A 21,511-nucleotide genomic window follows, 5' to 3' on the forward strand; every position below is an offset into this window, starting at 1 on the left:
CCAAGGTTGAGGTCGCCAGTTCGAACCTGGTCGTCCGCTCCATACGAGAAGGCCCCGGTCATCACGACCGGGGCCTTCTTGCTGTCACATCCCCTGGGGCGGCCAGTTCGTGCCCGTCAGGAGCTCGAACGCGTCGAGGTACTTGGCCCGGGTCGCGTCGACGATCTCCTGCGGCAGCGGCGGGGGCGGCTGCTCGCCGTGCCGGTCCCAGCCGGAGGCCGGTGAGGTCAGCCAGTCGCGCACGTACTGCTTGTCGTACGACGGCTGCGCCTTGCCGGGCTCCCAGCTCTCGGCCGGCCAGAACCGCGAGGAGTCGGGCGTCAGCACCTCGTCCGCGAGGATCAGCTCCTCGCCGCCGTCCTCGGTGGGCGCGAAGCCGAACTCGAACTTCGTGTCGGCGAGGATGATCCCGCGCTCACGGGCGATGTCCCGGGCGCGGCCGTAGACGTCCAGCGTCGTCCGGCGCAGCAGGGCCGCCGTCTCGGCGCCGACCTCGTGGGCGACCTCCTCGTACGACACGTTCTCGTCGTGATCGCCGACCGCGGCCTTCGTCGCGGGGGTGAAGATCGGCCCCGGGAGCTCGGCGCCGTCGACGAGGCCCTCGGGCAGACCGAGCCCGCAGACCGTCCGGGTCGCGTTGTACTCGGTCAGGCCGGAGCCCGTCAGATAGCCGCGCGCCACGCACTCGACCTGGACCATCCGCAGCGAGCGGCAGATCAGGGTCCGGCCGGCCCAGTCGGCGGGCGCCCCGGCGGGGAGCTCCGCCGACAGCACATGGTTGGGGACGAGATCGGCGAGCTGGTCGAACCACCACAGCGAGAGCTGGGTGAGCACACGGCCCTTGTCCGGGATCTCGGTGGGAAGGACCCAGTCGTACGCGGAGATACGGTCGCTGGCGACCATCACGAGGTCACCCGCCTCGTTCCGGTACAGGTCGCGCACCTTGCCGGTGTGCAGGTGGGTGAGCCCCGGCACCTGCACGGGCTCGGGCTTTTCTACGAAACCGGACACGCTGCCTCCGCGTAGGTTGATCCAGGAGTCGTTCCGATTGTCCCGCATACGGAGGAGCCACGCCGCCAGGGGTCACCCCGTGGACGCGGCCGTGCGCGCAGGTCCGGCCCGGTCCGTCAGTCCCGCTTGCAGATCCGGTCCAGCAGATTGGCCGTGGCCCGCTGGACGCGGGCGTCGATGTGGCCGGGGCGGTCCAGGGCCGGGGACCAGGCGAAGGTGCCCGAGGCGAAGACGAGCGCACCCGACGGGGCGCGGTACAGCGAGGTCTCCTGGTGCCGGGTCGCCCCGTCGCCGTCCGCGTACGGGGAGTGCGCGAGCAGCATGCGGCTCTCGTGCTCGGGCAACGCCGTGCGCGGGAAGTAGCGGTCGGCCTCGCCGGCGACCAGTCCGTCGATCTCGTCGCCCTCGGCCGCGCCGGTGGCCTCCCAGAGCCAGTGGCTCGCGTTGCGCACGACCAGGGGGTGCGGATCGGGGACCCGGCCCGCGTACTGGATGCCGAGCAGCTGCTGCTCGGGGCGGTCGACCTCACGCCACAGGGCGGGCTTTCCCGGTCCGCGGCGCTTGCGGCAGGTGAGCAGACGGTCGGGGACGCCGGAGGGGGACGGGCCGAGGCCGACCTGCCAGTACATGGTGTTGGCCGAGAGGAAGACGAGCGAGGTGCCGATGCCCCTCGCCCGCTCGGCGGTACGGCGCATGGGGATCGACCAGTACTCGTCGTGCCCGGGGAAGACCAGGCCCCGGTAGCGGCTGGGGTCGACGCGGCCGGCGTGCAGGTCGCGGGCGTCGGCGTACGCGAGGTCGTAGCCGTAGCGCTCGGCCCAGCGGATGAAGTCGTAGGCGTGGCCGACGTGCAGGGGGAGGCCCGCGCCCGCGTAGGGGCGGTCGAAGGAGATGGTGACGGCGGCGTCCTCCTCGCCCAGCAGCCGGCCCTGCTCGTCCCAGGCGTGGTAGAGGCTGGCGCCGGTGCGGCCGTCCTCCGGATAGAGGTTGTAGGCCTGCCAGGTGACGTCGGGAAGCAGGAGCAGCAGGTCCGCCGGGTGGTCGTCGCGGACCGTGAAGGGGACGTGCGAGCGGTGGCCGTCGGCGGTGGTCAGCACGGCGACGTACGCGCCGACCGACCAGTAGCTGGGGATCTGCAGCCGCCAGGAGAGCCACCAGTGGTGGCAGGAGACCGTCCGCTCCGCGGCCATCGGGGCCGGCTGGACGATGCCGGAGAGGCGCGGGCTGGTGGTGATCTTGGCGGCGCCGTCGCCCGCGTAATGCCCGATGCGGTAGACGTCGACGGAGAACTGCTGGGGCGGGTCCACGGTGATGTGGAAGTCGATCGCCTCGCCGGGTGCCGCCGCTCCCGGGGACACGAACCCCTTGATCTGCTGGTGCACGTCGTCGGCCGTGCGCGTGCCGCCGCCGCTCCCGCTGCGGCCGAGGTCGGGGTCGGCGTACCAGGGGACGACCTGGCCGGTGTCGTCGAAGTAGTTCTCGCTGCCGCGCAGCCAGGGGAGCGGGCCCTGCCCGAAGGGGTCGCTCACGGCATGCGCGAGGGCACCCGATTCCCACCGCCGGATCTGCTCCGCCCCCATACCGCGCCCCTCCCTCGTCCCCCGACATGTCTGCCGCACCGGTGCCGGCGCCGCCCCCAAGCACATCACATAACGCACGCACTCCGTTACCGTTCGTCGCGATTTGGGGCGACCGTGGCCCCCGCTCCCGGATATCAGGGGGATATCAGGGGCATTTCGCCACCTAAGTGGACGGACGGCCGTTCAACTCGCGCAGCTCCCGGCCCCCTGCGCACCTCTCAGCCCAGACGTACGGGTTTGTCGGTGCGCACGCCCACCGCCGTGAGCCAGGACCGGAGCGGCTCCGCGTCCCCTTCCTCGACGAGGCTGAGCACCGGTGCGCCGAGGTCGGACCTGCGGCCGCCGTCGACCAGCAGCGCGGGCCCGTCGAGCCAGTCGAGCCCGGGCGCGGCTCCGGCCGTGTCCACGGCGGCGCAGCAGACCATGGCCACGACGTGGTCGGCGAGCAGCTCCGTGCCCGTACGCGGCGGCTGGAGGGGGAAGAGCGGGAGCGGGACGGGCCCCCAGAGGTCGAGGGGGTCGGTGCCCGCGCCGGCGTCCGGAGGGGGGCCTTCGGCACGGGGGCCGGGGGCCGCCTTCTCCTCGTCGCGGGCGACGGCCGCGCCGATCCCGGCCGCGAGGGCCTCGCTGTCGGCGCCCGGGGAGGCGAGGTGGTCGATGACACGCGCCAGCGTGGGCACCGGGGCGCCGCCGGGGGCCGCCGAGCGGGCTCCCACGGTGACGCTGCTGGCCACCCCCATGGCGTCGAGCACCCGGTGCAGGCGGGCCGCCTCCGTACGCCACTTACGGTCCACGACCTCTTCCGGATACTGCTGCCAGTCGACCGGCGACCAGCCGGGACCTGCCTCCGCCGGGCCGCCGTGGAAGAGCCGGGCGGCGAGCAGCGAAGCCGCCTCGTCGGCCGCGCCGGGCTCCTCGATGAGATCGCAGGCGGGGCGCTCCCCCAGCCGCGAGGTGAAGCCCTCGGCCAGCCGGTCGCGCCGGGAGAGCTCCGTGAGCGCGGAGACGACGCCGGCGTCGAGCCGCGAGGGCCAGCGCCCCATCCGCCAGGCGGGCAGCGCGACCCGGGTCAGCAGCCGGTCCCAGCCCGCGTAGGCCAGGCCGACCTGCTCCTGGGCGGCGATCCGCAGCCCGTAGTCGACCTCCTGGGCGCGGCCCGAGGCGGCGGCGGCGACACAGCGCTCCATCTCGGCGGCGTGACCGCGACAGCCGCGCAGCAGCAGCTTGGCGATCCATCCCACGAAGGCCGTGGGGATCCTCCGGATCCGTCCCTGCCCGGGCACGGCGGCGTCGGCGACCGCCGCGTCCAGGCCGCGGACGAAGCGGCGGGCGGCGGCTATGTCGGGGTTCGCGGACGGGCCGGTGCCGGCGACGACCGGGGCGAGCACCGCACGCAGCTCGGCGACCCTCATCCACCACAGGAAGGGCGACCCGATCACCAGGACCGGCGCGGCCGGCGTCCGGCGGCCACGCCCGCTTCCCTCGCCCGGGTCCTCGGCGCCCGGCCGGTTGGCGGGGTGCGTACGGTCCTCCAGCCAGCTGTCGCAGTCCGGGGTCAGCGCTATGGCCGACGGCGCCGGGACGTCGAGCCGGTCCGCGAGGTCCCTGACCAGCCGGTAGAGATCGGGGGCCGCGGCCTCGGTGAGAGGCACGGTCGGACTGACGGCGGGCCTGGCGCGCGCCACCGCCACGGCGACCGCCGCGGCGAGCAGCAGGATCACGACGGCGCAGGCCGCCACCGTCCAGCTGACCGTGGACCACACACCCGGGCCGATGTGTCCCTGGGCGACCGCGACGAGCAGCACGACGGCCGCGGCCGCGGGCAGGATCGCCAGGGCCGTGGCTCTGCTCCGGATGCGCAGCAGGGCCATCGCCCTGGCCCGCGCTGCGTGCGCACCCAGCTCCTCAACCGAACCGGTACCGGACACGGCTGGACGTCACCCCCTCTGCCCCCGCGACGGTGTTGGTCACTCCCCCACTGTGGCACCCGTCACTGACATCGCAATGCCGGTGGGCCAAGTGCCGGAACGCTTGCGCCGCACCCTAGTTGGGGCCTCGGCGGGCGTCATCCGGATGGCCGAGCCGTCACCCGATGGAATGGCTTTGGGCAAAGCTGCTGACGGGTCGGCGGGCGGGCGTTCGGTGATACCGCGACCTCTCCCGGGGGGCTCCTACAGGGATCCTGGAGGGCCCCTGAAAGGCTCCTGGACGCGCCAGGAAGACCCTGGACACACCGGTGCCCGGCGCCTCTGTGAAGGGCCGGGCACCGGGTACGAACGGTTCTCAGGCCTCTTCGGCGGCCTTACGGGCGATGTCCGTACGGTGCTGGGAGCCGTCGAGCCGGATCCGGCCCACGGCGGCGTAGGCACGTTCCCGGGCCTGCGTGAGGTCCTTGCCCGTCGCCGTGACGGAGAGCACGCGCCCTCCGGCGCTGACGACCGCGTCGCCGTCCTGCCGGGTGCCGGCGTGCAGCACGAACGCGTGCGGCGCATCCTTCGCCACCACATCGGCGAGGCCCTCGATCGGGTCTCCCGTGCGCGGCGTCCCCGGGTAGTTGTGCGAGGCGATGACCACGGTGACGGCGGCGTCGTCGTGCCATGTCAGCGCGGGTACGGCGTCCAGCGTGCCGTTGGCCGAGCCCAGCAGCAGCCCGGCGAGCGGCGTCTTCAGCCGGGCCAGGACCACCTGGGTCTCCGGGTCGCCGAAGCGGGCGTTGAACTCGATGACCCGGACGCCGCGCGAGGTGATCGCGAGGCCCGCGTACAGCAGCCCTGAGAACGGGGTGCCGCGGCGGCGGAGCTCGTCGACGGTCGGCTGGAGGACGGTCCGCATGACCTCGTCGACCAGCTTCGGGTCGGCCCACGGCAGCGGGGAGTACGCGCCCATGCCACCGGTGTTCGGGCCCTCGTCGCCGTCCAGGGCGCGCTTGAAGTCCTGGGCCGGCTGGAGCGGCAGGACGGTGGTGCCGTCGGTGATCGCGAAGAGGCTGACCTCGGGGCCGTCGAGGAACTCCTCGATGACCACGCGGTCGCAGGCCAGGGCGTGGGCACGCGCGGCCTCGACGTCGTCGGTGACGACGACGCCCTTGCCGGCCGCGAGACCGTCGTCCTTCACGACGTACGGAGCCCCGAAGGCGTCCAGGGCCGCGTCGATCTCGGCCGGCGTGGTGCAGACGTAACTGCGGGCGGTCGGGACGTTGGCACCGGCCATGACGTCCTTGGCGAACGCCTTGGAGCCTTCGAGCCGGGCAGCCTCGCCCGAGGGGCCGAAGCAGGGGATGCCGGCCGCGCGCACGGCGTCGGCGACACCGGCGACAAGCGGTGCCTCCGGGCCGACGACCACCAGCTCGGCACCCAGCTCGGTCGCGAGACGCGCGACGGCTTCACCGTCGAGCGCGTCGACCGGGTGCAGTTCGGCCACCTCTGCGATTCCGGCGTTGCCGGGGGCGCAGTACAGAGCGGTGACATCGGGGTCGAGGGAGAGAGAGCGGCACAGGGCGTGTTCGCGGGCGCCGCCGCCGATGACGAGGACCTTCACGGGGTGCAGCCTAACCGCCGGGGGCGGGCCGCCTCGACGGGCGCCGGTCCGTGGACAGGTCCGTGGGCAGGTCCGTGGACAGTCCCGTGGACAGGGCAGGCACGGGCGGGCGGGGCGCGCGGCCCGGGGGCGGGGCGTACGGGGGTGCGGCGGCGGCCAGGGCATTCCCGGTGCGTGGGTGGGGCCGGGGCCGTACGGGCGGGTGGTCGGCCAGGGCATCCCGGTGCCGACGGCAGGCGCGTACGGGTGTGTGATCGGCCGGGGCGTCCCCGTGCGTGGGTGGCCGACGGCAGGGGCGGCGTACGGGCGGGCGTGCGGTCGACCAGGGCATACCGGCGCGTAGCTGTGGGCCAGGGCATCCCGGCGCGTGGCTGTGGGCCGGCCGCCGGGTGCCCGCTACTCGTTGGTGAACTCCTCCACGACCGTGGCGCCCAGCTCGCGGACGATCAGGTCGTGCCCGGAGAGCGCGGAGTCGACCAGGTCGGGGTCGTCCGCCTCGGCGGTGTCGTCCTCGGGCGCGACCGATCTGGGCGGCTCGGGGGCGGCACGGTCGTACGAGGACTGCTCGGGCCGCCCGGACTGCTGCGCCGGGGGCTGCTGCTGGGCGGGCGGCGGGGACTGCGGGGCTGGGGCGGACGGCCGGGACTCGTACGAGGGAGCCGGCGGCGCGGGCGGCGGCTGATACGGGGCGGCCGGAGGCCTGCCGCCACCGCCGCCACCGCTCGGCGCGGGCTGGCCGCCACCGCCACCACCTCCACCGGAGGGGTCGACGACCGCGTCGACCTTCCACTTCGCGTTGAACTGCTCGGCGAGAGCCTGCTTGAGCACCTCTTCGCTGCCGCTGCTGGAGAAGGTGTCGCGGGCGCCGGCGTTGAGGAAGCCGAGCTGCAGGGTGGCGCCGTCGAAGCCGGTGACCTGGGCGTTCTGACTGAGCAGGATCCAGGTGAAGCGGCGGCGGTTCTTCACCGCCTCCAGGATGTCCGGCCACATGTTCCGCACCTGGGCGGCACCCTGCATCATGTCCTGCCCACCGGGGGCGGGCGCCTGCGGGGCCTGCGCGGGAGCGGCGGGGGCCGCAGGCGCTGCCGGGGCGGGTGACTGGGGTACGCCGCTCCCGGGCGCGGAGGCGGTCGGCCAGCCACCGGGCCTGCGCGCCGGTTCCGCACCGTCGGCGCCGCCCGCACCGCTGCCGGCTCCGGCCGCAGCGGGCCAGGCACCGGGACGCTGCCCGGCGGGGGCGGCGGCGGGCGGCTGCTGGGCCGCGGGCACTTCCTGTGGTGCCGCCGGCTGGGGCTGCTGGGGGGCCGGAGGCGCCACGGCCTCGGCGGGTGCCGGGGCGGCCGGCGCGGGCGCGGGCCGCTGGAGATCGGCGGGGGCGCCGCCCGGAACATCGCCCCGGACAGCCGCACGGGCAGCGGCGGGGCCACCGACGCCGCCGGCGGGCATACCGACCCCGGGCCCATGGGCCTCAGGCCCCGGTACGTAGCCCATGGCGGGGCCGGCACCGGCCGCGGCGAAAGCTCCGCCGCGCTCCAGCCGGTCCAGCCGGGCCTGGAACGAACGCTCGTCGTCAAAGGCGGCGGGCAGCAGCACCCGGGCACAGATCAGCTCCACCTGGAGCCGGGGCGAGGTCGCCCCGCGCATCTCGGTGAGCCCTTCGTTGACCAGGTCGGCGGCCCGGCTCAGCTCCGCGGCCCCGAACACGGCGGCCTGCGCCTGCATCCGCTCCACCACATCGGCGGGCGCGTCGATGAGTCCCTTGTTCCCGGCGTCCGGCACGGCGGCCAGGATCACCAGGTCACGCAGCCGCTCCAGGAGGTCCGCGACGAAGCGCCGGGGGTCGTTGCCGCCCTCGATCACCTGGTCCACGACCTCGAAGGCCGCGGCCCCGTCACCCGCCGCGAAGGCGTCCACGATGGAGTCCAGCAGGGACCCGTCCGTATAACCGAGGAGCGAGGTCGCCATGGCGTATGTCACACCGTCGTCGGCGGCGGAGGCCAGCAGCTGGTCCATGACGGACATCGAGTCACGCACGGACCCGGCACCGGCCCGCACGACGAGCGGCAGCACGCCGTCCTCGACGGCGCTGTTCTCCTTGCCGCACACCTCCGCGAGGTAGCTGCGCAGCGTCCCGGGCGGCACCAGCCGGAAGGGGTAGTGGTGCGTACGCGACCGGATCGTGCCGATGACCTTCTCGGGCTCGGTCGTCGCGAAGATGAACTTGAGGTGCTCCGGAGGCTCCTCGACCACCTTCAGCAGGGCGTTGAACCCGGCCGGGGTGACCATGTGCGCCTCGTCGATGATGTAGATCTTGTACCGACTCGACGCGGGCCCGAAGAACGCCTTCTCCCGCAGGTCACGGGCGTCGTCCACGCCACCGTGGGACGCGGCGTCGATCTCGATGACGTCGATCGAACCCGGCCCGTTGCGCGCGAGGTCCCGGCAGGACTGGCACTCCCCGCAAGGAGTCGGCGTGGGCCCCTGTTCGCAGTTCAGACAGCGGGCCAGGATGCGCGCACTGGTCGTCTTTCCACAGCCACGCGGCCCGCTGAACAGGTACGCGTGATTGACCCGGTTGTTCCTCAGGGCCTGCTGCAACGGGTCAGTGACATGCTCCTGACCGATGACCTCGGCGAAGGACTCGGGGCGATAGCGGCGGTAGAGCGCAAGGGACGACACACCTACGAGGTTATCGGGGCCGACTGACAACCGGCCCCGCCCCGGACCGGGCGCCCGGCGGGAGACCACACCCCGGACACACAAGGGCCCCCCACGCACCCGCCAGAGCCAACCTACCCTTGCTGCCTTCCGGCCCTGGGGGAGTTCAGTCAGATAGCGCCACGTGAGGGGCTGACGCCCACCTTAACCGATCCCAGCCCCCTGCCGTCCACCCGCTCCCCGCCTTCACCCCTCCCGGAGGACGGTCCGGAACGATCTTTGGGGAACGTGTTCGCGAGCACCCTCCAACGTCTTGTATTGTTTGCCGCGGAGGATTCGCCTAGTGGCCTAGGGCGCACGCTTGGAAAGCGTGTTGGGGGCAACCCCTCACGAGTTCGAATCTCGTATCCTCCGCCATTGCTCTCACCGGGCAATACGTCGAAGGGCCCCACCGTTCGCGGTGGGGCCCTTCGGCGTTGGCGGGCCGGGTGCAGTCGCCGCCAGCGGGCCGTCGTGACGCACGGCCCCGGCTCCCAGGGCGGGCAGCCCAGCGCCGCAGAGGCGGCAGCCCGCTCGACAGGCAGGATCAGCGTGGGGTCCCCTGACCGTTGCGTCGGCATCCGCCGTGCACAGTCCGTCCGGATCCGGCAGGTCAGGAAGCGATGAGGCGGGTGGTGAAGCCGTCGTGGATGAGGGATTCGTACGCTCCAAGTACGTCCTCCGGGACTGCCTGCTCGATGGCGAATCCAAGCTTCGGATACTCGACGACCCGCTGAAGATCGCCTACGAGCATGTCCAGGACGAGCTTCTCGTTGCCGATGGACTTCACGTAGTCGTCGAACTCCAGCGGCTCCGACGCGCAGAGGATCTCGACGTCGGGCCACAACTTGCGGGCGGTCGCGTACGACCGCCGCTCCATGTACGGCTTGGAGACCAGCAGCACCGTCGCCGGGGTGATGCCGGCAGCGGCAAGGACCCCTCTGGAGAGAGTGACGTTCTGCCCGGTGTTGCCGGCCTCCGGTTCCAGCAGGATCGCCTCGTCGGGGACGCCGAGGGCGATGGCGTGCTCCCGGAAGTGGACGGCCTCGCCGCGCGGAAAGACCTTGGCGGTGGTGGGGCTGTTGCCTCCGGTGAAGACCAGGGTCGGAAACAGCCCGGCCCGGTACAGCTCGGCGGAGTGGGTGGCAACGCCGAGGTCGTGGCTGCCCAGCCCGATCGCCACGTCGACGGGCCGCAGCCGATGATGCATCTGGTGGTAGTTCCAGATCAGTGCCGCCCGGCGCCGCTGGTCTTCCGTGATCGCCTGCTGGTTGTCGCTCACGCGTCTCTCCCTGGTCACCGTCGCCGGCAGGCCCCTCGTACATGGCCTTCATCGCCTCGGCACTTCCCATACTCAGCCAGTGGGGACGTCTAGGCCCAGAGCGACGAGCGGGGGCGAATTCTGCCGCTCCTTCTGATCGAAGTCAGTACCCAAGTGGACACCCCCACAGCGGCTTCACCCTGTCCCGGCGGAGATCCATCGACAGCCCCGCACCGTGGTACCGCATCAGCAGCTGTCCGGAGGGATGGCCGAATAGCGGTCTGCGCCCCCTCGTGCGCACTTGATTGCGCTCCCTTGCCGGGTCCTACCGTCCTTCAGCTCACGCCACACGGCATCGACGGAAGGGCAGCCGGTGAACAAGGACGAATCCAAAGCCGTCAGCGAGATCCTCCACGAGCTGAGCAACACCTCGCACGTCCAGGTCCGCTCGTCCACCGAACTGGCCGTCCACGTCTCCGAAGCCGCAGAGGACGAGGACGAGAAGCGGATAGGCAAAGGGCAGGGACCGCTTCGTCGGCGCACCGACTACAGGGCTATCCGAAACGCGCCGCGATCACTGACCCTCACTCCCTGGCAGGTCATTCACGCCATCGGTCTCGGAGCAGCCTCGGCCCGTCAGGGCGCGGGACGGGGGCTGGCCGAGCACTGGGGGAGTTTGCGCTACAACCAAGCTCTGGAGGCCAACCAGGGCGATTACCTGCGGCTGTCGTCCGAGGGACGCGATCTCCTGCGCTTCTACAAGGCCACCCAGTCCGGGGAGATCGGCACCGGCTTCGCCTCTCTGTTGGCCGAGAAGCTGGTCAGGACCAGGTACCCCGACCACTCTGTCTCCGTGATTCCGGCGGATGTCGCCCTGAAGGCCGGCTGGGCCCTCCGCAGCACCTCCGGTACGGGCGCCCGCCCGGAGCCGCTGCAGCGACGACCCCACTTCTTCGTCGAAGCCTGGCAACCAGGACAGCCGTCCAAGGTCATCCTGGTCTCCTCGAAGGGCACGCACAGCAGCGTTCAGCAGGTGCACAAGCAGCTCAGCACTGCCAGTGCTCACGTGGAGTCCGTGCACATCGGGCCCTACGGCACTGTTCCTTACCTGCTCATAGGGACAGAGATCCCCAAGAAGGAAAGCCTCGCCCTACATGTCCTGGAAGGGCCGGGCGCGACCGTCCTCCGCCCGTCCGGAGACGCAGAAGAAGCCGATCCTGATCTCACCCTGGACCAGAGGAACCGCGTCGCCGACGTCGTGCGGTACGCCGAACGAGAACGCACGACCATCCCCGGATTCCAGTTACTGCCCGAATCGTTCGCCTGGTTCAGCGTCGTGCTGGCGCGGACAGAGGCGGCCACGCTGACTGCCTTCACCGGAGGTGGCAAACCGACCGCCCAGTACCTGACCAAGGAGCAAGGGCAACGCCACTTCCAGCACGACGTGCACGCCAACACGGACAGGATGCGAGATGCGGAGCACCGCATCCACGACATCGACTTCCTCGGCACCGACCACATCTACCGCCTCAATGGCACCCGTGTAGAGGCGTTCTCCGGGCTCAAGAAGAGCCTGTACACGCACCTCCACCACGGGCGCGTCAACGAATACCGACGCGAAGTACACGCCCTTCGAGGCCAATGGCCGGACCGCAGTGCATCGGAGCAGTGGAGCGCGGTGTCCATCCGTGCCGACGGGACCGTGATAGCAATCCGTCTCCGGAAGGAGTGACCGTACCGGCGGGGCCGTCCAGCTCCGATGTCGCAGTTGCTCTCGTTCGCTCTCGTCCGACGCGACTCGGGGGTGAGCTGCTACCGCCCCCCCCGGCCGGGAAATACGTTGAAGGGCCTCACCGCGAGGTGGGGCCCTTCGGCGTTGGTGGGTGCAGTTGTGGGGCACCGCCCGTTGCGGCCGGCCCGGCACACGTTGCAGTACATGACCGCGTTCTGCCCGTACCGCCGCATCATCTGGGCGCAGCAGGCGCACAGCCCAAGCGCCCATGGCGGGCACCCCAGCACTGCGAAGGCTCCGACGGCCTCATTCACGATTGAACAGGCCGCCCCGCGCGCGATGCCTTCCGACACGGCGTCCGCCAGGTTGCTCAGGCACGGGGGCCGTGCTCACCGGGGCCTGACGAGCCGGTTCATCGTGAAGGAGAAGGGATTGCCAGACCTGCTCCTGCAAAGCGCGGATGCACGGGCCGCAGGCGAACATGGCTGCCTGGGCACCAGCCACACTCACGGGGCCGATCCATAGAACACGGGTCCACTGCTGTCCGCAGTAGAGCCAGCAGAATCCGTCCGTCCACGTATTGCCGTCGTCAGTGTCTGCTGCGGCGGGCAGACCGCTGCGGGCGAACTCGGCGATGCCGGGTATGACCCGAGGAGTCATGGCCAGTTCCACAAACACAGCTCGGACCTCAAGATCACTCGCTCGGGACAGATGTCCTGGACAGAACCTGCTTGTCGGCGTCGGCGAAGAGGAGTGTGGGTTCGGCCAGAATGTCCCTGCCGGCCTCGCTCTTGTAGATCTCGTCGACGCTGCCGAAACGTGCTTCCGCGTAGTCGAGGCCGAGCAGGGCGGCCGCCTGGCGCACCGATGCCTCGTCGGGTCCCTCGATCTCGACGAAAGTGGGGAGGTCAGGCCAGGTGTCGAAGTCGAAAGCGACCTCGCCGAGGCGCCATTCCTCGCGGTAGTTCTCCTGGTACCGGACCTCGCGCATGCCGAGGCTGCGCAGGATCTCGGCCATGGCGTGCAGGTCCGTGACCTCGGTCTCGATCTCGGTGGTGCCGTTGATCGTGGTGGCGTCGGTGACCTGCTTGAGGGTGAGCGTCGACCGGGTGCCCTCGTCCCGGAGCCGCACCCAGGCTCCTCCTTCGAGTGCGTCGTTCTCGAAGATCTTGCGGGTCAGGAGGGTGCGGGGGAACGCTTGCGTGGCACCCAGGGCGGCCAGCTGAGCCTGGAGGCCGACGACGTCGATGGCGAGGAACTTGGCCTCGTACTCGTGCTTCACGGGTTCGTCCTTCGTACTAGGAGGGGGTGCGGGCTGCGAGGAGCAGGCCCATACGGTGGGTGTGGTCCTGGGGCCGGCCGATGTGGGCTCGTTCAGTGAACTCGTTCGTGCGCAGGGTCAGCAGGACGTCCCAGTCGCCGATGAAATGGCGTCTGAGCCTCTCGGGGGACGTGTAGTGCTCGATCAAGTGCTGGCGCCGGGTGACAGGCATCATGAACTCTGCGCCGTACAGGCCGCTCTGGCCGACAGCGGATTGCATGCGGGTGACGAAATCAGCGAGCGGGCGTCGATGGTTGGCACTGTAATGCCAGGAACAGCTCGTCCAGATGGCATCGCAGGGCGTGCCCGAAGGCCCCCATTGGAGGAAGTCGTCCTCCACGATCCGCACGTGGTCGTGGAGCGATTCGAGCTTGAGGCGGTCGACGAGGCCCATCGCGTGGGCCCGGTTGTCACCCGGGAGGATGAACTCGCCACCGTGCAGGGAGAGAGGGTCGTGCTCTACCGCGATCACCTGGTAGCCGGCCGCAGCCAGAGGCAGGACGAACTTTCCGTCGCTCGCCCCCACGACCATGACCGTGGCGTCAGGAGCGGCACGCTCCTTCAGTGCGGCGAGGAACTGGGGGAAGAACGTGAGGGTGTGCTCCCACAGGCTCTGTGTCTGCACGGTGGGGGGCTCCTTGCGTGTCGATGGACAAGATCGTCTGGAGGACCTCGTCGGGGCCCAGATGTGTGGTGTCCACGTGGTGCATCGGGAACTGGGCGTAGGCGTCGGAAACGCGGTCTGCCACCTCTTCCGCCAGGACGTCCCAGCGGGAGACCGGTTTGATGCGCTCGGCGAGCCGGCGCCCGCGCTCGCCTTTGCCGCACGTCAGTTGGTACGTCACCGGCTGGGGCAGGCTGGGTGGGAGCCTGACGCCGAGGCTGGATCCGAGTGCCTGGTGGTTGGCCAGGCAGCGGGCGAAGTAGCTCTCCACGACCACCGAGGTGCCCTCGGCAAGGAGACGCCGGATCTCATCGGTCACGGTGAACAGCGCGGACAAGTAGAAGCACATCCGGGCCTCGGTGTTTGCCTGCCGGTCCACCTCCCGGCGCAGAGGCTGGTAGAAGAGAGGCACGGTCGGGACCAGGGTGGCGCGGCGGGCCGCTGCCAGCATCGGAGCGATGGTCGACTTTCCCGTGCCGCGGAGCCCTTCGAGGCTCTCGAACAGTGGCCTGTCAGACACGGGCGTACACCACGTCCGGTACCACGAGCGTGAGCTCGTCGGTGGGGGACGGCCGGTGGTCGATGTGGTCAGCCAGCTTGTCGTACCAGAAGGCGTGCGAGTCCTTGCCAACTGCCTTGCAGGACATTGTGAGCGCGCCGCGGGGGTCGGCCTCGATCCGCTCGATCTCGACGGGGCCGTCACCGGGAACGCAGGCGTTCGGGGCGCCGGCCTCGGAAAGGTCCTCGTCGACGATCACCTCGATCTCCAAGTCGGCCGCGTCGAGCCGGCCCCGAAGGCGGGTGTACGCCGCGGGATCGGTGATCAGGAGCTCCGGGTGAGCTGCGGCGTTGCCGACCGGCCGGAGACAGTGCAGTTTCAGCTGTTCCACGCCGTAGCCCTGGAGTACGCGAGCGAGCGGCAGCACCTCTTCGATGTTGCGTGAGGTGACCGTCATGGTGGCTCCGGTGCGGACACCGAGCGGCTGGGCAATTTCGAGGGCGCTCAGCGCGCTGCGGTAGCTTCCGAACTTGCGGATGTGGTCGTTGGTCGAGCCGATGCCCTCCAGCGATACCCGGAGCAGGTCCAGGTCGGGGGCGATCTCGGTCAGCCGGCGCTCGATCCGGTAGCCGTTGGTGCAGATCTCGACCCGCAGGCCCAGATCCCGCTTGGCGTACTGGACGACCTGGGTGAGGTCCCGGTAGACGAACGGTTCGCCGCCCAGCAGGGTGACGGCCTCGGTGCCGTACTGGTCGCGCATGAGGGTGAGGAGGTTGATCGCCTCGTCCGCGGTGAAGGCGTCGGCGTGCTGGAGCCGTTTGCCGTGGAAGCAGTGCAGGCATTCGAAGTTGCAGCGGTAGAGCAGCTGCAGGTACAGCATCCGGATTCTGCGGATCCCGGTGACTTCGCTGATCACGAGGGTCTCCTTCGGGCGTTTGCCTGGTGGGAGACCTGATATTGGCGGGACAGGTGCGGACCTCGTCACCGCGTATCGGGACACTCTGAGGACGTCCTGGGACGTTCTCAGGACGCCGCGAAAGTCTCCAGAATCCCGAGCACGCGAGCGGTGTCCATCAGGTCGGGCAGAACGGTCTGAGCACCGGCAGCGGACAGCTCATCGGCGCTGTGGACGCCGGAGGAGACCGCGATGATCTCGGAGCCCGTGGCGATAGCGGCCTCAACGTCCCTGGGCGTATCGCCCACCAGCACGACGGGCACGACGCCCCGCGCACCTCGCAGCCGTTGGGCCCGCTCACGTGCGACAGCGACCAGGTCCGGCCGTTGGAGAGCATCAGCACCATAGGCGCCAACTCGCAAATCAAGGAGGGGATCAAGACCGAACGCTGCCACCTTCACTCGGGCGTTGGCCGCGATATTGCCGGTGAGTACCGAGGAGACCCAGGCATTGCGTACGGAGGCTTCCTTCAAGATGTCACGCACACCGGGCAATGCTGTTCCGCGCTCGCTGAGTTCGGACAGACGCGCCTCCCCTGCGGCGGCGAGAGCCTCCTCGACAGTGGCCCAGCCCGGCTCGGCCACACCGTTTCGATGGAACATGTCGCGCATGATCAGGCGGTCAGTACGGCCTTCTGTTCGCGCCGGCCCCATGGGCGCTCTCCCCGACAGTGCCGTGAAGGCAGCGGCGTAAATCTCCTTGCTGACCCCGGCGTTCTCGATCAGCGTGTGGTCGATGTCCCACAGGACGATGAGCTCCATACACCCAGCGTAAGCACCGTGCTCATGCCGTCGACCTGCCGCAGAACGTCCCGTAACGTCCTTGCCGCTCCCGTCCCTTTCAGCTTGTATGACGCCTGTGAACGAGCGACTGCACTCCGTACTCGCCCAGCGCGGCATCCCACCCGAGTCCCTCGCCGAAATCTGCGAGGTGGACCCTAAAACCGTTGGCCGATGGCTCGGCGGACGTGTTCCTCACGCTCGCCACCGATTCCGCGTCGCGCGGCACTTGCGGGTGGAGGAGCTGTTCCTTTGGCCGGCACCGGAGCGCAGTAGCCAACAGCAGTCCGCCGGGTCAGAACCGGAGTTGGTCACGACCTACCAGAACCGGGCGAGCGTCCCACGGGACACGTGGCTGTCGCTGCTCAAAGGCGCGCAGGAACAGATCGGTGTCCTCGTCTTCTCCGGCACCTTCTTCGCCCAGTCCAACCCCCACGTCGCGACGATGCTCGCCGAGCGGGCATCGGACGGGGTGCGAGTGCGGCTCTGCTTCGGTGATTCGTACGGCCAGGCAGCAGCCATCCGGGGCCAAGAGGAGGGAATCGGCGACACCCTTGCCGCCAAGATCCGCGCCTCCCTCACCTACTACCGTCCCTTACTGCCCGAGGCAGGCTGCGAGGTGAGACTGCACGACACCACCCTCTACACCTCCATGTTCCGCTACGACAACGACCTCCTGGTCAACCCGCACGTCTGGGGCCAGCCGGCCAGCGCCAACCCCATCCTCCATCTCAGGAGAGCTGGTACCTCGGGCTGGTTCGACAACTACGCTCAGAGTTTCGAAGCTGTCTGGGCCACCGCACGGCCCTGGACACCGGACCAGGAGGGGCCCTCGCTACATGGGCAGGACTGAGTACTACAACAACCCCAAGGCCCCCAAGGCGAACACACTCATCCCCGCCAACAACCTGCTCGTCGTCGACGACAACGGCGCCATACTGCTCCAGCGCCGCCGGGACACCGGCCAGTGGGCCCTGCCGGGCGGCGCACAGGACATCGGCGAGACCGCGGCCCAGTGCGCCGTGCGTGAATGCCTGGAAGAGACCGGGATCATCGCCGAGGTCACGGGATTCCTGGGGGTCTACACGAACCCGAACCACATCGTGGCCTACACGGACGGCGAAATCCGTCAGCAGTACGAGAACACCTACATCGGGCGCCCCGTGGGCGGCGAGCCCACCATCAACGATGAAGCTGACGGCGTCCGGTACGTCCAGCCCAACGACCTGGACGAGTACGACATCCACCCCAGCATGCGTCAGCAGATCGGCGACTACCTCGCCGGCACGTACCCCTACCTGGGCTGAGCCGCCAACGCAGCTTCCACCCGTCCCACGGTCTCGAGGATGTCCGGCGACGCTCGACGGATGAACCGTCCCACCAGACTGTCGGATCCGTACCGGCCGGTGATCTCGGCCAACCGAGCATCGACCGAAGTGGCCTTGCCATCAGGTGTGGTCGTCATGTCGCAGTACACAAGGGCGTCCACAAGCCGCTGGTCGTCAAGAAGTGGGAACTCCTTCTCCAGCGCTGCCCGCAATCCGCGTTCCTCTGCTTCCACCAACGCAAACGAGTGGTTGGCCACGAGCCGCACCAGCCGTTCATCCGCAGCATGGGTGTCACGAAGGAACCGAGCACCGTCCAGCGGATGAAATCCAGTGATGGCCAGGCGGGGGGCGTACCCACGTCGTGCAAGACAGCTGCAGAGATCAAAAGCTCCGTATCCCCCTCCACCAGCTCAGCCAATTCGGTCGCGCGCCGCGAGACTCCGGCGGAGTGCAACCACCGGCGAGGAAGCGGCCCACTCAACTCAGCCTCAGCCACTGCGCCCGCCCACTTCACCATCGATCCGTTCATGCTCGGGTGCGTTCCCAGAAGCAATCTTGATCAGTCTCATCGGAGCGACATGAAGGCTCAGGTCGAAGAGCTTTCTTCAGGTTCCTCGTTCCCAGCGTCAAGATGGCCAGGCTGTACAGGCCGGCCTTGGCAGCGCCGCCGACGGTGTCCGGATGAACGTCGTCGCAGGTGGGGCGATCAGCACTGCTGTCAACACCGCCCCTCCGACGAGTGGGTCCCGGAAATCCCGGCAGGGCGCTACGGCACCTCGGAGGAGATGGTTGCCGCAGCCGTCTACCTGGCCTCGGACGAGGCGCGCTGCATCATCGGTCAGCAGGTCGCGTGACCCGCAGCCCCTACCGGGGCCCCGGCCCGCGCCGCCCCGGTGGAGTCTCCGGTTCGGTGGACTGGAGGTCGGCCAGTAGTTCGGCCTGGCCCGTCAGTACGCCGGACAGGATCGTTCGCGCCACCCGCAGCAGCTCCGCCACCTGTGGATTGGTCAGTGAGTACGAGACCGAGGAGCCCTCGCGGCGGGGGACGACCAGGCCGGCGCGGCGCAGGACGGCCAGTTGCTGGGAGAGGTGTGCCGCCTCCACGCCGATCTCGGACAGCAGCTCCGAGACCGCGTGCTCGCGCTGGCTGAGGAGTTCCAGGACGCGGATGCGGACCGGGTGCCCGAGGGTTTTGAAGAACTCCGCCTTCAGCTGGTAGAGCGGCGCGCTCACCGGCCGGCCCCCGCTCGGCGCCGGGCCGCCGGACAGCGGGGCGACCGGACGCCCGCCGGCGCGCGAGTACCGTGCATCGCATCCACCTCAGAACTCTCCACCATGGGTCATCGCCGCGTCCTCACACACCGTGATGACCTCGGGAGTCGCCAAGGTTAGCAATGGGCGTACGAGGCGAAAGGGGGCTCGGTGCCGGGCCGCCGGGTGTCCGGCCGCCGTGCACCGGGGCCTCGGTGCTCCGTGCGGCGGGCGTCACAACGGGAGGGTGATCCAGATGCTCTTGCCCTGGCCGTCGGCGTCGCTCCTGACGACGGCGGTGCCCCCCAGACCGAGGGTGAGTTCCATGACGGTGCCCAGCCCGCCGCTGCCCGTGCTGCTGATCGCCGAGAAGAGCTGCGGGTGGTAGGGGTGCCGGTCGTGCACGGCGAACGCGAACGTGTCCGGGCCGGCGGCGTAGATCACGGTGACGGTCGGGGACAGCAGGGCGGCGTGCTGGACGCTGTTGGTGACCAGCTCGGACAGGATCAGCAGCGCCGGGTCGACCGTGGGGTGACGTCTGCTGACGCCCCATTCGGCCAGGACCAGTTCGGTGGTCTCACGCGCCATCCGCACCGCGGAGCCCATCGCGGGCAGGGTCAGCACGTGCCGCCACGGGAGAGCTCCGGGCCGGCCGCTCACCGGGTGGCCTTGGCCGGTGGTCATCAGGGAGCCTCTTCGGGGACGAGTGCGGTGGCGGGCGCGGCGGTCAGGAGACCGGCCTCGTGGAGGTGGGCGCGGGCCCCCGCGATCGCCTCCGGTGTGGTGGCGTACTCACGGCCCTCCAGGCGCAGCAGGTCCAGTGCGCCGACCGAATCGAGGGCGCGTCGCTGGCCGGGGCGTAGGCCGGAGGCCAGTACGGCGATGCCGCGCCGGTTCAGCTTCTGCACCGCGTCCTTGAGGACCAGGGCCCCGGTCGCGTCCATCGTCGTGATCCGCGACATCCGCAGGATCACCACGCGGACGTCGGCGACCTCGGAGAGCTCCAGGAGGAAGCGGTGGGCCCCGGCGAAGAACACCGGTCCGTCGATCCGGTAGGCGACGATGTGCTCGGCCAGCAGGGCGTGTTCCTCGCCGCTGTGCTCGCCCGGCAGGTCCGCCGTGAAGTCGACCTGGTCCATCCGGGCCTGGTCGGCGACCGCCCTCAGCGCCAGGACGCCCGCGACGGCCAGGCCGATGACGACCGCGTACACGAGGTCGAGGACGAGCGTGGCCACGGCGGTCAGCACCAGCACGATCGCGTCCGCGCGGGTCGCACGGACCATCGCCCGCAGTGCGCCGACCTCGACCATGCGGATCGCGGTGGCCAGCAGCACCCCGGCGAGCGCGGCCAGCGGGATCCTGGAGACGAGCGGGGCGGCGGCGAACACGATCACCGCGAGGACGGCGGCGTGGGTCAGGGCGGCGAGGCGTGAACCCGCGCCGCTGCGGACGTTGACGGCCGTACGGGCGATCGCCGCGGTGGCGGGTACGCCGCCGAACAGCGGGGCGGCCAGGTTGGCGATGCCCTGCCCGAAGAGTTCCTTGTCGGGGTCGTGCTTCTGGCCCACGGTCATGCCGTCCGCGACCGTGGCCGACAGCAGCGATTCGAGAGCCGCGAGCGCGGCGACCGCGGCGGCCGGTGCGAGCAGCGAGCCCAGGGCGGACAGGTCGAGGAACGCGAGCGACGGCGCGGGCAGCCCGGACGGCAGGTCACCGATCGGTGCCGCCCCGTCCAGGTGGAAGAGCTGGGCGGCCGACGTCGCGGCCACGACCCCGACGATCGAGAACGGGACGGTGGACCGCCACCGGGCGCCCAGCAGCATCACGGCCGCCACGGCGAGGGCCAGGGCGGCCGCGGTCCAGTTGGGGGTGCGTACGAACTCCTCGACGGCCCGCCAGGTCACCAGCAGGACCTTGTCGCCCTCGGGTGCGGCGACCCCGAGGGCGTTCGGGACCTGTTGCAGGCCGATGACGCACGCGATGCCGAGGGTGAATCCCTCCACCACCGGCGCCGGGATGTAGCGCATGTACCGGCCGGCTCTCAGCAGGGCCAGCGCGATCAGCAGCACACCGGCCATCAGTCCGACCGTCAGCACCCCGCCCGGCCCGTACTCGGCGACGATCGGCACCAGCACGACCGTCATCGCGCCGGTCGGCCCGGACACCTGGAGGTTGGAGCCGCCGAAGAACGCGGCGAGCGCACCCGCGACGACCGCGGTGGCCAGTCCGGCCTCGGCACCGAGGCCGGAGGAGACGCCGAAACCCAGCGCGAGCGGCAACGCCACGATCGCCACGGTGAGGCCGGCCAGCAGATCACGGCGCGGGTTCCGGGCCATGACGGCGAAGTCCGCGCGGGCGGGCAGCAGGGACCGCACCCGGCCCCATGACCGGGCAAGCCGGACGTTCACCGCGCCGGGACCTCGGCTTCCCGGAGCTCCACGAGCAGTTCGCTCTGCCCGGCCAGCATCTCGGTCAGGATCCGCCGCGCCGCCCGCATCAGCTCCGCCACGTCCCCGCCCGCGAGCTCGTACACGACCGTCGAGCCCTCTCGCGCGGAGGAGACGATGCCCGAGCGGCGCAGCACCGCCAGCTGCTGGGACAGCGCCGAGGGCTCCACCTCGATCGCCGCCAGGAGGTCACGCACCGGCATGGGGCCGTTCTGCAACAGCTCCAGTACGCGTATGCGGACGGGGTGCCCGAGCATCCGGAAGAACTCGGCCTTGGCCTGATACAGCGGTACCGGCACGGTCACGGGCTCCCTTCACCACCCCGACGGTCCGGGGTCTCGCTCGGCACCGCGCCCGCGGCTCCCTGCCGGCACAGCCACCACAGCATGTATCGAATTGCAGAATTTCGCAATTCATAGATTCACTGTGAGGGCTCTGCCGTGCGGGGC

18 protein-coding genes, 1 tRNA gene, 1 other RNA gene and 1 pseudogene are annotated in these 21,511 nt (G+C 70.4%); 4 read left to right on the forward strand and 17 right to left on the reverse strand.

What is annotated here, in order from left to right; all coding sequences use genetic code 11:
• Positions 1 to 84: 84 nt before the first annotated feature.
• The 6 genes from JKV81_RS00305 to ffs form a co-directional block, all read right to left on the reverse strand.
• Complete coding sequence (locus JKV81_RS00305; protein WP_202074677.1) at positions 85 to 1,011, reverse strand: phosphoribosylaminoimidazolesuccinocarboxamide synthase; 927 nt, start codon at positions 1,009 to 1,011, stop codon at positions 85 to 87.
• A gap of 116 nt (positions 1,012 to 1,127) precedes the next feature.
• The gene (locus JKV81_RS00310) at positions 1,128 to 2,591 is read right to left on the reverse strand and encodes a N,N-dimethylformamidase beta subunit family domain-containing protein (protein ID WP_202074678.1); all 1,464 of its coding nucleotides are present in this window, start codon (positions 2,589 to 2,591) and stop codon (positions 1,128 to 1,130) included.
• A gap of 218 nt (positions 2,592 to 2,809) precedes the next feature.
• Positions 2,810 to 4,519 carry a M48 family metalloprotease gene (locus JKV81_RS00315; protein WP_202074679.1) on the reverse strand — a complete coding sequence of 570 codons (1,710 nt, stop codon included), beginning with the start codon at positions 4,517 to 4,519 and terminating at the stop codon, positions 2,810 to 2,812.
• A 355-nt stretch (positions 4,520 to 4,874) separates the two neighbouring features.
• Complete coding sequence (gene purD, locus JKV81_RS00320; RefSeq protein WP_129264731.1) at positions 4,875 to 6,128, reverse strand: phosphoribosylamine--glycine ligase; 1,254 nt, start codon at positions 6,126 to 6,128, stop codon at positions 4,875 to 4,877.
• 396 nt (positions 6,129 to 6,524) lie between these two features.
• The gene (locus JKV81_RS00325) at positions 6,525 to 8,807 is read right to left on the reverse strand and encodes a DNA polymerase III subunit gamma and tau (RefSeq protein ID WP_202074680.1); all 2,283 of its coding nucleotides are present in this window, start codon (positions 8,805 to 8,807) and stop codon (positions 6,525 to 6,527) included.
• Positions 8,808 to 8,887: 80 nt separating this feature from the next.
• Positions 8,888 to 8,982: signal recognition particle sRNA small type (ffs, locus tag JKV81_RS00330), an RNA gene on the reverse strand.
• Positions 8,983 to 9,115: 133 nt separating this feature from the next.
• Between ffs and JKV81_RS00335 the strand changes: the two genes are divergently transcribed.
• Positions 9,116 to 9,203: transfer RNA gene (locus JKV81_RS00335), tRNA-Ser, on the forward strand.
• Between the two features lie 235 nt (positions 9,204 to 9,438).
• On the opposite strand, the gene JKV81_RS00340 is transcribed toward JKV81_RS00335, so the two are convergent.
• Entirely contained in the window at positions 9,439 to 10,107 is a 669-nt protein-coding gene (locus tag JKV81_RS00340) for a YdcF family protein (protein ID WP_129264729.1), read from the reverse strand.
• Positions 10,108 to 10,459: 352 nt separating this feature from the next.
• Between JKV81_RS00340 and JKV81_RS00345 the strand changes: the two genes are divergently transcribed.
• Complete coding sequence (locus JKV81_RS00345; protein WP_202074681.1) at positions 10,460 to 11,818, forward strand: hypothetical protein; 1,359 nt, start codon at positions 10,460 to 10,462, stop codon at positions 11,816 to 11,818.
• Positions 11,819 to 12,512: 694 nt separating this feature from the next.
• Here the strand turns inward: JKV81_RS00345 and JKV81_RS00350 are convergent.
• The 5 genes from JKV81_RS00350 to JKV81_RS00370 form a co-directional block, all read right to left on the reverse strand.
• Positions 12,513 to 13,100 (reverse strand): class IV adenylate cyclase, encoded by a 588-nt coding sequence (locus tag JKV81_RS00350; protein ID WP_129264725.1) that lies wholly within the window; start codon positions 13,098 to 13,100, stop codon positions 12,513 to 12,515.
• Between the two features lie 16 nt (positions 13,101 to 13,116).
• A complete protein-coding gene (locus tag JKV81_RS00355) occupies positions 13,117 to 13,764 on the reverse strand; it encodes a class I SAM-dependent methyltransferase (protein ID WP_129264724.1) in 648 nt (215 codons plus the stop codon).
• Positions 13,682 to 14,323, reverse strand: a complete 642-nt coding sequence (locus JKV81_RS00360) for a P-loop nucleotide/nucleoside kinase family protein (protein ID WP_202074682.1) — start codon at positions 14,321 to 14,323, stop codon at positions 13,682 to 13,684. Before JKV81_RS00360 ends, JKV81_RS00355 begins: the two co-directional genes overlap by 83 nt.
• On the reverse strand, positions 14,316 to 15,218 hold the full coding sequence (locus JKV81_RS00365) for a radical SAM protein (protein WP_129264723.1): 903 nt from the start codon (positions 15,216 to 15,218) through the stop codon (positions 14,316 to 14,318). Before JKV81_RS00365 ends, JKV81_RS00360 begins: the two co-directional genes overlap by 8 nt.
• 107 nt (positions 15,219 to 15,325) lie before the next feature.
• Complete coding sequence (locus JKV81_RS00370) at positions 15,326 to 16,018, reverse strand: HAD family hydrolase (RefSeq protein ID WP_129264722.1); 693 nt, start codon at positions 16,016 to 16,018, stop codon at positions 15,326 to 15,328.
• A gap of 97 nt (positions 16,019 to 16,115) precedes the next feature.
• Here JKV81_RS00370 and JKV81_RS00375 point away from each other — a divergent pair, with 97 nt between their 5' ends.
• A complete protein-coding gene (locus JKV81_RS00375; protein ID WP_129264721.1) occupies positions 16,116 to 16,889 on the forward strand; it encodes an XRE family transcriptional regulator in 774 nt (257 codons plus the stop codon).
• Positions 16,876 to 17,343 (forward strand): NUDIX hydrolase, encoded by a 468-nt coding sequence (locus JKV81_RS00380; RefSeq protein WP_129264720.1) that lies wholly within the window; start codon positions 16,876 to 16,878, stop codon positions 17,341 to 17,343. The genes JKV81_RS00375 and JKV81_RS00380 overlap by 14 nt, the downstream gene beginning before the upstream one ends.
• Here the strand turns inward: JKV81_RS00380 and JKV81_RS00385 are convergent.
• The 5 genes and pseudogenes from JKV81_RS00385 to JKV81_RS00405 form a co-directional block, all read right to left on the reverse strand.
• Positions 17,331 to 17,893: pseudogene (locus tag JKV81_RS00385) on the reverse strand (HD domain-containing protein). The gene JKV81_RS00380 and the pseudogene JKV81_RS00385 overlap by 13 nt on opposite strands.
• Before the next feature lie 335 nt (positions 17,894 to 18,228).
• A complete protein-coding gene (locus tag JKV81_RS00390) occupies positions 18,229 to 18,597 on the reverse strand; it encodes an ArsR/SmtB family transcription factor (protein ID WP_129264719.1) in 369 nt (122 codons plus the stop codon).
• A 252-nt stretch (positions 18,598 to 18,849) separates the two neighbouring features.
• Complete coding sequence (locus tag JKV81_RS00395) at positions 18,850 to 19,299, reverse strand: ATP-binding protein (RefSeq protein WP_202074683.1); 450 nt, start codon at positions 19,297 to 19,299, stop codon at positions 18,850 to 18,852.
• Entirely contained in the window at positions 19,299 to 21,023 is a 1,725-nt protein-coding gene (locus JKV81_RS00400; protein ID WP_129264717.1) for a SulP family inorganic anion transporter, read from the reverse strand. Before JKV81_RS00400 ends, JKV81_RS00395 begins: the two co-directional genes overlap by 1 nt.
• Positions 21,020 to 21,361 (reverse strand): ArsR/SmtB family transcription factor, encoded by a 342-nt coding sequence (locus JKV81_RS00405; RefSeq protein ID WP_202074713.1) that lies wholly within the window; start codon positions 21,359 to 21,361, stop codon positions 21,020 to 21,022. Before JKV81_RS00405 ends, JKV81_RS00400 begins: the two co-directional genes overlap by 4 nt.
• Between the last annotated feature and the right edge of the window lie 150 nt (positions 21,362 to 21,511).

This window comes from Streptomyces silvae (genome assembly GCF_016745505.1).
GTDB classification, from domain to species: Bacteria; Actinomycetota; Actinomycetes; order Streptomycetales; family Streptomycetaceae; genus Streptomyces; species Streptomyces silvae.

Excerpts from the sequence above, each read along its gene's own strand:
- JKV81_RS00370 (WP_129264722.1), bottom strand. The coding sequence starts at position 16,018 with ATGGAGCTCATCGTCCTGTGGGACATCGACCACACGCTGATCGAGAAC.
- JKV81_RS00310 (WP_202074678.1), bottom strand. The coding sequence starts at position 2,591 with ATGGGGGCGGAGCAGATCCGGCGGTGGGAATCGGGTGCCCTCGCGCAT.
- JKV81_RS00380 (WP_129264720.1), top strand. The coding sequence starts at position 16,876 with ATGGGCAGGACTGAGTACTACAACAACCCCAAGGCCCCCAAGGCGAAC.
- JKV81_RS00395 (WP_202074683.1), bottom strand. The coding sequence starts at position 19,299 with ATGACCACCGGCCAAGGCCACCCGGTGAGCGGCCGGCCCGGAGCTCTC.